Here is a 13,767-nt window from a genome sequence, read left to right as displayed (position 1 = left end):
GGGGGCGATGCCTTAGACGGTCATCGGGTTGGGTTTAGCGGGATCAAGGTTGTATTTCTTGAGGGCATCGGCCACAACCTTGCGCTCAATCGTACCCTCATCGGCGAGCGCATTCAGCGCAGCGACGGTGACCCAGTAGCGGTCGATTTCGAAGAAGTGACGCAGCTTCTCACGCGTATCCGAACGGCCGAAGCCATCGGTACCGAGCACGACGAAGCGCTGCGGCACGAAGGCGCGGATCTGTTCGGTCAGCGCGCGGATGTAGTCGGTCGAAGCGATGACCGGGCCCGGCGCATCCTTCAGCAGCTTCTCGACGTGCGAGACCTTCTTCTCTTCGGTCGGATGCAGCAGGTTCCAGCGCTGGACTTCGTGGCCTTCGCGCGCGAGTTCGGTGAAGCTCGGCACGCTCCACAGGTCGGCCGCGACGCCCCAGTCGTTCTTCAGCAGGTCGGCAGCAGCGATCACTTCGTTGAAGATCGTGCCTGCGCCCATCAGCTGAACGCGCGGCGCCTTTTTGTCGGCTTCGGCCTTCCTGAAGGAGTACATGCCCTTGATGATGTCGGCCGCTACAGCATCGCCCTGCGGAATCGCAGGATGCTCGTAGTTTTCGTTCATCACGGTGATGTAGTAGTACACGTCTTCCTGGTCCTGCACCATGCGGCGCAGACCGTCCTGCATGATGACCGCCAGTTCGTAACCGAACGTCGGGTCATAGCTCACGCAGTTCGGCACCGAAGCCGCCCACATCAGCGAGTGACCGTCTTCGTGCTGCAGACCTTCGCCGTTGAGCGTCGTGCGGCCAGCCGTGCCGCCCAGCAGAAAGCCGCGTGCGCGCATGTCGCCCGCTGCCCACGCCAGATCGCCGATCCGCTGGAAGCCGAACATCGAATAGAAGATGTAGAACGGGATCATGATCTCGCCGTGCGTCGAGTACGACGTCGCGGCTGCGATCCAGTCACACATCCCGCCTGCCTCGTTGATCCCTTCCTGCAGGATCTGGCCGGTTTCCGATTCGCGGTAGAACATCAGCTGGTCGGAATCTTCCGGCACGTACTTCTGGCCGTCCTGATTCCAGATACCGATCTGGCGGAAGAGACCTTCCATACCGAACGTACGCGATTCGTCCGGCACGATCGGCACGACGCGTTTGCCCAGCGCCTTGTCCTTCAGCAGGATGTTCAGGATCCGCACGAACGCCATCGTCGTGGAGATCTCGCGGCCTTCGCCCGTGCCCTTCAAGAGCGGCTCGAACACGTTCAGTTCCGGCACCGGCAGCGATTCGGCCTTCTGACGACGCGCCGGCAGGTAACCGCCCAGGTCCTGGCGGCGGCTGCGCATGTACTCGAGTTCCTTCGAGCCTTCCTCGAACTTGAGGTACGGCACGTTGACGAGTTCGTCGTCGGCGATCGGCAGACGGAACTGGTCGCGGAATTTCTTCAGCTGGTCCACCTGCATCTTCTTCTGCTGGTGGGTGATGTTCATCGCCTGGCCGGCTTCGCCCATCCCGTAGCCCTTGATCGTCTTCGCGAGGATGACGGTCGGATGGCCCTTCGAATTCGACGCTTCGTGGAATGCCGCGTAGATCTTGTGCGGATCGTGGCCGCCACGGTTCAGGTTCCAGATGTCTTCATCGGACCAGTCGGCAACCAGCGCCTTCAGTTCTGGCGTGTTGAAGAAATGCTCGCGAACGTACGCGCCCGATTCCGACTTGTACGTCTGATATTCGCCGTCGACGACGTCCATCATCCGGCGCATCAGTATGCCCGACTTGTCGCGCTGGAAGAGCGCATCCCAGCGGCTGCCCCAGATGACCTTGATGACATTCCAGCCGGCGCCACGGAATTCGCTTTCGAGTTCCTGGATGATCTTGCCGTTGCCGCGCACCGGGCCGTCGAGACGCTGCAGGTTGCAGTTGATCACGAACACCAGGTTGTCGAGACGTTCGCGGCCGGCCATGCCAATCGCGCCGAGCGATTCTGGTTCATCGGTTTCGCCGTCGCCGAGGAATGCCCACACCTTGCGACCGTCGGTCTTCGCCACGCCGCGCGCCTGCAGGTACTTCATGAAGCGCGCCTGATAGATCGCCATGATCGGGCCGAGGCCCATCGAGACGGTCGGGAACTGCCAGAAGTCCGGCATCAGCCATGGGTGCGGGTAGGACGAGATGCCCTCGCCGCCCACTTCCTGACGGAAGTTATCGAGCTGGTTCTCAGTCAGACGGCCGAGCAGGAACGCGCGCGAGTACACACCCGGCGACGAATGGCCCTGCACGAAGATCAGATCACCGCCGTGTTGTTCAGACGGCGCGCGCCAGAAATGGTTGTAGCCCACGTCATACAGCGTGGCAGCCGATGCAAACGACGCGATATGGCCGCCGACGTTCGTATGCTTGCCCGCACGCAGCACCATCGCGATGGCGTTCCAGCGCGTGTACGAGCGGATGCGGTGTTCGAGATCCTGGTCGCCCGGGATCTGCACCTGGTTTCCGACGGGGATCGTGTTGATGTACGGAGTGTTTGCCGAGAACGGCAGATGTTCGCCGTGCACACGGGCGAATTCGATCTGTTTTTCGATCAGATAGTGAGCGCGGTCCGGACCGACCGCAGAAATCACGCCATCCAGCGCTTCCAGCCATTCGCCGGTTTCCTGGGGATCGTCGTCTTTTTCGGCGGCGACATATTTCATCACTTCGTCGGGTACAGCGGACATGCTCGTCTCCTGAATATAAGGAACGCTCTTTGAACAGACGACGCGGACGAAGCCCGACCGCGGCAGCTTTCCGGCGATTGTAATAAGGCGTCAGACCTCTCTGCAACTAAAATTTCGAATTGCGAGATCATTTCTCATAATGCGGAAAATTGTTGCGACGCACACTGAATTCACTGGCTCGTCGCGGATACGTCGGCTAGTTTGCTCCGATTAGAGCCAGTTTCGACCGTTTTTTGCGTGATTTCGCGAAGACGCGCTGCGCTACAATGCCACGCATGTTGACCGAACGCCTTTTCGCACGCTCGGCGCGACCGTCCGGCTCGCCGGCGGACACGCCGCCGTCCCGCTGGCACCATGGACCATGGTGGTCGAACTCCTATTTGCTGACGCCGCTGCTCTCGATCCTGGTGTTTCTGGTCGTCATGAGCCTGATCCTCTGGAGTCTCAACCGCCGCGAGCAGCAGACCCAGGAAGACACGCTCTACCGTAACGTGGCGTGGGCGCAGCAGCAGATCCGGCTTTCCATGACGGGTGCGCAGGAACAGGTGCAGGCGCTGGCACGCGATCTCGCCGCCGGCCACGCCGATCCGCATTCGTTCCAGGTGTCTACCACGGACATCATGCAGGGGCATCCCGAAATCCTCTACATGAACTGGTATACGAGCCAGCAGCAGCCGCGCTGGCCCAATACCGCGCTGCCGGTGTTCGGACAGCGTCTCGCCAAACCCAGCGACAACCAGATGGACGAGGCCGTGAAGGCCGCCTTCGCCGAAGCGCGCGACACGCGCCGCCAGGTCTATTCGCCGCTGATCTACGACGATCTTGGCAACGGCTACATCACATTGCAGACGCCGGTGTTCCGTGAACGGGAGTTTCTCGGCACGATCGCCGGGGTGTTTTCAGTCGAAGGCATCCTCAAGCACGACATCCCGCCTGAGCTCTCCGCGAAGTACAAGATCTCCATCATCGATGTGAACAACCGCGAGCTGGCCACGACGTCGACGCGTCCGCGCCTGCCGCGCGACGCGTTCTACGACCTGCCGCTCGATCCGCCCGGCCAGGGCGTCTCGGTGCGCGTGTACGCGTATCCGCAGATGACCAACTTCACGAACAACACGCTCGTCTGGCTCGTCGCCGGTCTGTCGTGTTTTGTGCTGTGGAGCCTGTGGAGTCTGTGGAAGCACACGCGCCAGCGCTTCGAGGCACAGCAGGCGCTGTACGCCGAAGCGTTCTTCCGTCGCGCGATGGAAAACTCGGTGCTGATCGGTATGCGCGTGCTCGACATGCACGGCCGCATCACGCACGTGAACCCCGCGTTCTGCCGCATGACCGGCTGGGACGAAAGCGACCTCAACGGCAAGACCGCCCCCTTCCCTTACTGGCCGCGCGACGCCTATCCAGAAATGCAGCGTCAGCTCGACATGACGCTGCGTGGCAAGGCGCCGTCGTCCGGATTCGAGCTGCGCGTGCGGCGCAAGGACGGCTCGCTGTTCCACGCGCGTCTCTATGTATCACCGCTGATCGACAGCTCAGGTCGCCAGACGGGCTGGATGTCGTCGATGACCGATATCACCGAGCCGAAGCGCGCCCGTGAAGAACTCGCGGCCGCGCACGAGCGCTTCACGACCGTGCTCGAAAGCCTCGACGCCGCCGTGTCCGTGCTCGCCGCCGACGAAGCCGAACTGCTGTTCGCGAACCGCTACTACCGGCATCTGTTCGGCATCCGTCCAGACGGCCATCTGGAACTGGCGGGCGCGGGTTTCGACAACGCGCAGGCTTCGTCGGATTCGATCGACATGGTCGATGCCTACGCCGGCCTGCCCGCCGCCGCGCTGACCGAAAGCACCGCCGATGCACAGGAAGTCTATGTGCAAGGCATCCAGAAGTGGTTCGAAGTGCGGCGCCAGTACATTCAGTGGGTGGACGGCCATCTCGCGCAGATGCAGATCGCGACCGACATCACGACACGCAAGCAGGCACAGGAACTCGCGCGCCAGCAGGACGAGAAACTGCAATTCACGAGCCGGCTGATGACGATGGGCGAAATGGCGTCGTCGCTCGCTCACGAGTTGAACCAGCCGCTCGCCGCCATCAATAACTATTGCTCAGGAACCGTAGCACTGGTTAAATCTGGTCGGACAACTCCCGACAACCTTTTACCTGTCCTGGAAAAGACAGCGCAACAGGCTGTGCGGGCCGGCATGATCATCAAGCGGATTCGCGAGTTCGTGAAACGCAGCGAGCCGAAGCGCCAGGCAACGCGCGTCTCGGACATCGTCGCGGATGCGGTCGGTCTGGCCGAAATCGAGGCGCGCAAGCGCCGGATCCGGATCATCACCGACATGCGTTCGCGGCTGCCCGTGATCTACGTCGATCCGGTACTGATCGAACAGGTGCTCGTGAACCTGCTGAAGAACGCCGCCGAAGCGATGCATGACGCACGACCGAACGCCGTCGATCCGGTGATCCGCGTTGTCGTCCGGATGGAGAACGGCTTTGTCAGTATCAGCGTCGTCGATCAGGGTCCGGGCGTCGATGAAGGGACAGCCGAGCGCCTCTTTGAACCGTTTTACAGTACGAAGTCCGATGGCATGGGAATGGGGCTCAACATCTGCCGTTCCATTATCGAATCCCATCGCGGCCGCCTGTGGGTGGTGAACAACGTCGAATCTGACGGCCACATCACAGGCGCTACGTTCCATTGCAGTCTGCCTATTGGAGAGCCCGACGGCCCGAGCAACGGCGGGTCAGAGGCGCCGACACCACAAACCGTTACGGGAGAGACATGAACACCCCAGTCACCACACAGGAAACCGTCTTTGTCGTCGACGATGACGAGGCCGTGCGAGATTCACTGCGCTGGCTGCTGGAGGCGAACGGTTATCGCGTGCAGTGCTTCTCCAGCGCGGAGCAGTTCGTCGATGCCTACCAGCCCGCCCAGCACGCGGGCCAGATCGCGTGCCTGATTCTCGACGTGCGGATGCAGGGCATGAGCGGTCTCGAGTTGCAGGAACGCCTGATCGCCGACAACGCGTCGCTGCCGATCATCTTCGTCACGGGTCACGGCGACGTGCCGATGGCTGTGTCGACGATGAAAAAAGGCGCGATGGACTTCATCGAAAAACCGTTCGACGAAGCCGAACTGCGCAAGCTGGTCGAGCGCATGCTCGACAAGGCGCGCAGCGAAAGCAGCAGCGTCCAGCAGCAACGCGCAGCGGCCGAACGTCTCGGCAAGCTGACGGCGCGTGAACATCAGGTGCTGGAGCGGATCATCGCCGGCCGCCTGAACAAGCAGATCGCCGACGACCTCGGCATCAGCATCAAGACCGTCGAAGCGCACCGCGCGAACATCATGGAAAAGCTCAACGTCAATACGGTCGCCGACCTGTTGCGACTCGCACTGTCGAACAAGCCGCAACAAGCGCAGTAACGCCCGCCTCATCACCATGCTGGCCGGACCCAAACGGTCCGGTCAGCATGCGTTTCCCCAACGCCCCGCCGGCGTACCTGTGCATCGTCGTTCCGGTGCAGGATTGCAAGTACTTCTATTGATCACGCCTCGGACCCGCGTCGCGCATGCGATGCGCATGACTCACACGGACATTGTTTCGTGCATCGACGCAATGCGTTCAATAGTGCACAAAACGTGAATCGTAACGTTTCATCATAGACGTTGACAGCCCTTGCTTTGCCCCTTAATTTAGGTGTCACCGCATATCAGGAACGTGCAGATGCCCGATGATCGCGAGTCCGAGATTTCATGCACGTCACACGCGATATGGCAACGGGCGGCAGTTCATGCATCGCGCAAGACCCACCTCGCGGACATGACGGAACCCATGCACCCGCACCTCGCCGGGTTATCGATCTCGCTTGCCACCAGCTTCTTCAATTCCTTGCGCGATGGCACTGCAGCATTCGCTGCTGGCAGTCCATGCGCGCATCACGCAGCCGGGAGGACTTCATCGTGAAACGATCCGGAGCACACAAGCCACGTGTGCTGCTTCTCTGTGCCGCGCTCGCTGGCGCGCCGCTGTTCATCGGCATCGCTACGCCCACCGTTGCCTATGCGCAAAGCCCCGCGAAGGTTTCGAACCAGCAGCTGGACTCGCTGACCGCACCCATTGCGCTCTACCCGGACGCCCTGCTCGCGCAGGTGCTGATGGCCTCCACATTCCCGCAGGACGTAGAAGCCGCCGCAGCCTGGTCGAAGTCGAATCCAAACCTCAAGGGCGACGATGCCGTGAAGGCGGTCGCGCCGCAACCGTGGGACCCGAGCGTGCAATCGCTTGTCGCGTTCCCTCAGGTGCTCGCCACAATGGCATCGAAGCCGGACTGGGTCACGCAACTCGGCAACGCATTTCTCGCCCAGCCGAACGACGTGATGGACTCCGTGCAGCGGCTGCGCAAGCAGGCGCAGCAGGCAGGCAACCTGAAATCGAGCGAACAGCAAAAGGTGGTCGTCGAACAGAGCACGATCCAGATCGTGCCGGCGAATCCGCAGGTCGTGTACGTGCCGACCTATAACCCCACGGTCGTCTACGGCGCGTGGCCCTATCCCGCGTATCCGCCCGTGTACGTTCCACCGCCGCCCGGCTATGCGATCGCGACCGGCCTCGCCGCGGGCCTTGCGTTCGGCGCCGGCGTCGCGATTGCGAACTCGCTGTGGGGCGGGTTCAACTGGAACAATCACAGCGTTAACATTAACGTCAACCAGTACAACAACATCAACGTCAACAGGCAGCTCAACGTCAACAGCAGCACGACGAACTGGAATCGCAACGCCAACGTCAACCGCAACACCAATGTCAGCAACAATCTGAGCAGCACGCAGCGCGATGCCTACCGTGGACGCGACAACAGCAGCGCGCGTGCGCAGGCGCAGCAGACGTTGCAGAATCGTACCGGCCAGAACATGAGCGGCACGGCGAGCCAGCGCGTGCAGGGCATCCAGCAGGGCGGTGCAAATGCCAATAACGTGCGCAACAACGCGCAGAACGTGAACCGCGACAACGCGCTGCGCGGTGCCGGCAACGGCAGTGCCGCGCAGCAGGACGCACAACGCGGGCAAGCGAGCCGCCAGTCGCAGGCAAGCGCGGGCGGCGGATTGGGGTCAGGCGGCGGTCAGCAACGCAGCGGTGGATTCGGCGCCGGCGGCGGTCAACAGGCCAGCGGCAGGCCCGGCGCGGGCGGCGGCGGTCAACAGGCCAGCGGTGGGCTCGGCGCAGGCGGCGGCGGTCAACAGCGCGGCGGCGGACTGGGTGGTGGCGGTGGCGGACTGGGTGGTGGCGGCGGCGGTCAGCGCCACTTTGGCCGTCAACGTTGAACGATCACAAAGGAGCCGCTAATGATTCGCTTTCCTGCACTTCGCGCACGCCGCGTCCGCGCCGTAGCGCTCGCCATCACACTCAGCACTGTCGGCGCGGCGGGCACATTGCTCGCGGTGCCGGTCCTGTTGCTCGGCACCACGGCCGCTCACGCGCAGGCCGTCTATCCGACACCTGATGCCGCTGCCAACGCATTTGCCGATGCACTCTCCCGCAACGATCACGATGCGATGAAGCGTGTACTCGGCAACGATTTCACGCGTTTCATCCCGACGAAAGATATAGGCGAAGACGATATCTATGCGTTTCTCGGCGAATGGTCGCAGGGACACCAGATCGTCAACGATCCGGCGCCGCTTGACGGGCACCCCAGCGCGCATCTCGGGGTCGGCACAAGCGGCTGGACCTTGCCCATTCCGCTCGTGCAGACTTCGCACGGCTGGCGTTTCGATCCTGTCGCCGCCGGGGACGAAATCCTGACGCGCCGCATCGGCCGCAACGAACGCGCGGCGATGATGACTTCGCTTGCCTATCTCGATGCGCAGAACGACTACAACAAGCTGACCCAGCACTATGCCCAGCACATCGTCAGCACGCCAGGCCAGCGCGACGGCCTGTACTGGCCTACTGCGCCAGGCGAAGCGGAAAGCCCGCTCGGTCCACTCGCGGCAGCGATGCCGCACGGCGCCACCGTGACGAAGGACGGTTATCACGGTTATCACTATCGGATTCTGACCGCGCAGGGCGCACACGCAAAAGGTGGCGCGCAGAACTATGTGCAGGGCGGCACGCTGACGAAGGGTTTCGGCCTCGTCGCGTGGCCAGTCGAATATGGCAGGACGGGTGTGATGAGCTTCATCGTCAACCAGGACGGCCAGCTGTATCAGAAGAACCTCGGCCCGCAGACGACGCGCGCCGCGGCGTCGGTCAAGTCGTTCGATCCTGATCCGTCCTGGCAGGCAGTCCAGCCCTGAGCGTCCAGTCCGGCGGGCCTCGACGGTATAATGTGAGACTTCGCAGCGGCGCAGATCCTGCGCCGCGCGCTTTTTGTCACGTCGCCTGTACGTGCCCGAAAGCGTTACGACGCGCACACGTCTCACGCATCGCGCGCCGCGCATCCCGAACTGCCCACTCTCGACCGACCATGACAGCCACCCTCATCGACGGCAACGCCCTCTCCCGTACTCTTCGCGCCGACGTCGCCACGCGCGCTGCCGCCCTCTCCGCCCGTGGTCATCAACCGGGTCTTGCTGTTGTGCTCGTCGGCGACAATCCCGCGAGCGAAGTCTATGTGCGCAACAAGGTGAAGGCGTGCCAGGACAATGGCCTCTTCTCTTCGTATGACCGCTATCCGGCATCGCTGTCCGAAGCGGATCTGCTGGCGCGCATCGACGAACTGAACCACGATCCGAAGATTCACGGCATCCTGGTCCAGTTGCCGCTCCCGCCGCATATCGACAGCCATAAGGTCATCGAAGCGATCGCGCCGGAGAAGGACGTCGACGGCTTTCACGTCGCCAACGCCGGCGCGCTGATGACCGGCAAGCCGCTGTTCCGTCCGTGCACGCCTTACGGCGTGATGAAAATGTTCGAAGCGCACGGCATCGCGTTGAAGGGCGCGGAAGCGGTCGTCATCGGCCGCTCGAATATCGTCGGCAAACCGATGGCGCTGCTGCTGCTCGAAGCGGGCGCGACCGTCACGATCTGCCATAGCAAGACACGCGATCTCGCGCTTCACACGCGCAACGCCGACGTGGTTGTCGCGGCAACAGGTATGCGCAACATCCTGACGGCGGATATGGTGAAACCGGGCGCAGCCGTCATCGACGTCGGCATGAATCGCGATGAGACCGGCAAGTTGTGCGGTGACGTCGATTTCGCGGGCGTCAAGGAAGTGGCCGGCTACATCACGCCGGTGCCGGGCGGCGTAGGTCCGATGACGATCACGATGCTGCTCGTCAACACGATCGAAGCCGCTGAGCGCGCTGCAGACGCAAACGCCGCGTAAAACGTGAACTGCGCCGGGCGGCTCAACTTCTGATAATTTGCTTCCTGACGGTTGGAAACGGCGTCTCCCGCCCCAATAACCTGATCGACGGGCGCGGGACGCGTTGCCGCGCAGCCCGCGCGTTGCCCCTTTTTGATCCGCGACAGACAGGAAGCCTTATGTCATCTACGTCAGCCACCACCCGCCCGAACGCGGACAATCCGCTCCTCGATTTCACCGATCTGCCGCGCTTTGGCGAAATCCGCCCCGAACACGTCACGCCTGCCCTCGATGTATTGCTCGCCGACGCGAATGCTGCCGTCGAACGCGCGAGCGCGCCTGTCACGCCGGCTTCGTGGGCCGACGTCGTCGAGCCCGTCGAACGCGCGACCGAACCGCTGTCGCGAGCCTGGGGCGTGATCGGCCATCTGAACGCGGTTGCCGATACGCCGGAACTGCGTGCCGTCTACGGCGAAAATCTGCCACGCGTGACCGAGTTCTGGTCGAGCGTCGGCCAGAATCTCGCGCTCTACGAGAAGTACAAGGCGCTCAACGCCAGCGCCGACTTCGCCTCGCTGACAGGCGAGCGCAAAAAAATTCTCGGCAACGCGTTGCGCGATTTCCGTCTGTCGGGCGCCGAGTTGCCGGAAGACCAGAAGCCGCGTTTTGCAGAATTGCAGGAGCGTCAGGCCGGGCTCTCGAAATCGTTCTCCGATCACGTGCTCGACGCGACTAACGCGTACGCCTATATCGCAACGACCGAAGCGGAACTGGCCGGCCTGCCGGATGACGTCGTCGAAGGCGCGCGGGAAGCGGCGCAACGTGACAGCAAGGAAGGCTGGAAATTCACGCTGCACTTCCCGTCGTATTTTCCGGTGATGCAGTACTCGGAAAACCGTGCGATGCGCGAGACGATGTATCGCGCGTATGCAACCCGTGCGTCGGAACTGGGTGCCGCGTACGGCAACGGCAAAGCCGAGTGGGACAACACCGCGGTCCTCGCCGAAGAACTGAAAGTGCGCGAAGAAGAAGCGAAGATGCTCGGCTTCAGGAACTTCGCCGAAGTATCGCTGGCGCCAAAGATGGCCGAATCGCCCGCCCAGGTGATGACGTTCCTCGAAGATCTGGCGACGCGTGCGCGTCCGCATGCGGAGCAGGACTGGAAGGAACTGCGCGAATTCGCTGCAAGCGAACTCGGCCTCGCCGACATCCAGCCCTGGGATATGACCTTTGCCGGCGAACGCCTGCGTCAGAAGCGCTATTCGTTCTCTGAAAACGAAGTCAAACAGTACTTCCCGGAAGACGCCGTGTTGAAAGGCCTCTTCAAGGTCACAGAGACGCTCTTCGGCGTGCGCATCCGTCGCGACGAAGCTGCGACGTGGCATCCGGACGTGCGTTTTTTCCGTGTGGAGAATCAGGACGGTGCGCTCGTCGCGCAGTTCTATCTCGATCTGTACGCGCGCGAAGGCAAGCGCGGCGGCGCATGGATGGACGATGCGCGTACGCGTCGCAAGCGCGCCGAAGGCGGCGTGCAGACGCCCGTCGCGTATCTCACGTGCAACTTCTCGGCGCCGGTGGGTGGCAAGCCAGCATGCTTCACGCACGATGAGGTGATCACGTTGTTCCACGAGTTCGGGCACGGGCTGCATCACATGCTGACACGCGTCGACGAACTGGGCGTGTCCGGCATCAACGGTGTCGAATGGGACGCGGTCGAATTGCCGTCGCAGTTCATGGAAAACTTCTGCTGGGAGTGGGACGTGCTAAGCGACATGACCTCGCATGTCGAGACCGCTGCTCCGCTACCGCGCCCACTGTACGACAAGATGCTTGCCGCGAAGAATTTCCAGAGCGGCCTCGGCACATTGCGGCAGATCGTGTTCTCGATGTTCGATATGTCGCTGCATGTGGACTTCGATCCATCCGGAGAGAAAAGCGCGAACGATCTTGCACGTGAGATCAACGAGCGTTTCCATGTGATTCCGCAGGCGTCGTTCTCGCGCTGGCCGAATACGTTCAGCCACATCTTCGCGGGTGGGTACGCCGCGGGCTACTACAGCTACAAGTGGGCGGAAGTGTTGTCCGCCGACGCGTACGCCGCATTCGAAGAAGCCGCGCAGGCGAAGCATGGCAGCGTGCTCGATGTGGCAACCGGCACGCGTTATCGCAAGGAGATTCTCGAAGTGGGCGGCAGCCGGCCTGCAATGGAATCGTTCAAGGCGTTCCGTGGCCGCGAGCCGAATATCGATGCGTTGCTGCGTCATAACGGCATGACGCCTGGCGCTGCGCATTCATAGCGCTGGGCGCCCGATGCCGCAGTGCGAGGCGCTGTACGCGCTGCCCGCGGCAAGCGACGTGATGTAAAAGAGACCGGTGATTGCTCACGCAATCACCGGCTTTTCTTTGCTCCGCAAGCGCCTAGCGATGCAGCCTGAAATCGACCGTGGAAGGTCGTCCTTCCAGTGTGAGCGTCGCTTGCGCAGCCGGTGCACGGCTGACTACCTTGCCACGCCGGATCACCGCGAGCCGCGCCGCTCGCAGACGGATCGCTTCGGCCGGATCGCGCGCGTCGAGCATGACCAGATTCGCCTCGCAGCCGGGTTCGATGCCATAGCCTTCCAGACCGAGAATACGCGCCGCGTTGACCGTGACCGCGTCGAAGCATGCGCGTATGCCATCCTGGCTGGTCATCTGTGCGACGTGCAGGCCCATATGCGCGACTTCGAGCATGTCGCCAGAACCGAGGCCATACCACGGGTCCATCACGCAGTCGTGCCCGAACGCGACATTGATGCCCGCGGCCAGCATCTCCGGCACGCGCGTCATGCCCCGACGCTTCGGATACGTGTCACTGCGGCCCTGCAGAGTGATGTTGATCAACGGATTGGCGATCGCCGCAACGCCCGCTTCGCGCATCAATGGCAGCAGCTTGCTGACATAGTAGTTGTCCATCGAATGCATCGACGTCAGGTGCGAGCCGGTGACGCGCCCATGCAACCCGAGACGGTGCGACTGCGCCGCCAGGGTTTCGATATGACGCGACATCGGATCGTCCGATTCATCGCAATGCATATCGACGCGCAGCCCCTGCTCCGCCGCGTATTCGCACAGGATGCGCACGGACTCCGCGCCATCGGCCATTGTCCGCTCGAAGTGCGGGATACCGCCGACCACATCGACGCCCATCGATATCGCGCGCTTGAGGTTATCGAACGCGCCAGGACTGCGTAGCACGCCGTCCTGCGGGAACGCGACCAGTTGCATGTCCAGATACGACGCGACGCGGCGCTTCACTTCGAGCAGCGCTTCGACAGCGAGGAGCCGCGGATCGCAGATGTCGACGTGCGTACGAATAGCCAGCAGCCCGCGTGCGACGGCCCAGTCGCAATATTGCAGCGCACGCTCGATCAGCGCTTCCTGCGTCAGCTGCGGCTTGAGCTCGCCCCAGAGCGCGATGCCCTCCAGCAGGGTGCCCGACGCGTTCACGCGCGGCAAACCGTACGACAGCGTCGCGTCCATATGGAAATGCGGATCGACGAAAGGCGGCGTAACGAGCGATCCCGCTGCGTCGATCTCCTCGGACGCGGTGGCAGCGAGACGCGGCTCTACGGCGAGAATACGGCCGGCTTCGATGCCGATATCGACGGGTTCATGGCGCCCCGGGGTATGGCCCGGCAGGACGGCACGGCGAATGATCAGGTCCATCAGCGGCTCCTTTGATTGCCTTCGATTCTATCGGCGTAA

8 protein-coding genes are annotated in these 13,767 nt (G+C 62.5%); 6 read left to right on the top strand and 2 right to left on the bottom strand.

Annotation, left to right across the window (positions count from 1 at the left end):
• Positions 1-12: 12 nt before the first annotated feature.
• The gene (aceE, locus tag P3T16_RS06100; RefSeq protein WP_429341572.1) at positions 13-2,709 is read right to left on the bottom strand and encodes a pyruvate dehydrogenase (acetyl-transferring), homodimeric type; all 2,697 of its coding nucleotides are present in this window, start codon (positions 2,707-2,709) and stop codon (positions 13-15) included.
• A gap of 275 nt (positions 2,710-2,984) precedes the next feature.
• Between aceE and fixL the strand changes: the two genes are divergently transcribed.
• From fixL to P3T16_RS06070, 6 genes are all read left to right on the top strand, one after another.
• The gene (fixL, locus tag P3T16_RS06095; protein WP_429257708.1) at positions 2,985-5,498 is read left to right on the top strand and encodes an oxygen sensor histidine kinase FixL; all 2,514 of its coding nucleotides are present in this window, start codon (positions 2,985-2,987) and stop codon (positions 5,496-5,498) included.
• Entirely contained in the window at positions 5,495-6,139 is a 645-nt protein-coding gene (gene fixJ / locus P3T16_RS06090; protein ID WP_429257709.1) for an oxygen response regulator transcription factor FixJ, read from the top strand. The genes fixL and fixJ overlap by 4 nt, the downstream gene beginning before the upstream one ends.
• A 537-nt stretch (positions 6,140-6,676) precedes the next feature.
• A complete protein-coding gene (locus P3T16_RS06085) occupies positions 6,677-8,035 on the top strand; it encodes a DUF3300 domain-containing protein (protein ID WP_429341571.1) in 1,359 nt (452 codons plus the stop codon).
• A gap of 21 nt (positions 8,036-8,056) precedes the next feature.
• Positions 8,057-9,010 (top strand): DUF2950 domain-containing protein, encoded by a 954-nt coding sequence (locus tag P3T16_RS06080; protein ID WP_429341570.1) that lies wholly within the window; start codon positions 8,057-8,059, stop codon positions 9,008-9,010.
• 170 nt (positions 9,011-9,180) lie between these two features.
• Positions 9,181-10,044, top strand: coding sequence for a bifunctional methylenetetrahydrofolate dehydrogenase/methenyltetrahydrofolate cyclohydrolase FolD (gene folD / locus P3T16_RS06075; protein WP_429341569.1), 864 nt, complete (start codon positions 9,181-9,183; stop codon positions 10,042-10,044).
• Between the two features lie 158 nt (positions 10,045-10,202).
• A complete protein-coding gene (locus P3T16_RS06070) occupies positions 10,203-12,320 on the top strand; it encodes a M3 family metallopeptidase (RefSeq protein ID WP_429341568.1) in 2,118 nt (705 codons plus the stop codon).
• Positions 12,321-12,441: 121 nt separating this feature from the next.
• Here P3T16_RS06070 and P3T16_RS06065 read toward each other — a convergent pair whose 3' ends face one another.
• Positions 12,442-13,728: an amidohydrolase family protein gene (locus P3T16_RS06065; protein WP_429341567.1), complete on the bottom strand. Its 1,287-nt coding sequence runs from the start codon at positions 13,726-13,728 to the stop codon at positions 12,442-12,444.
• Positions 13,729-13,767: the final 39 nt, after the last annotated feature.

It is taken from the genome of Paraburkholderia sp. GAS42 (assembly GCF_050436565.1).
GTDB lineage: Bacteria > Pseudomonadota > Gammaproteobacteria > Burkholderiales > Burkholderiaceae > Paraburkholderia.
This window is presented reverse-complemented; position numbering and strand designations above follow the sequence as displayed.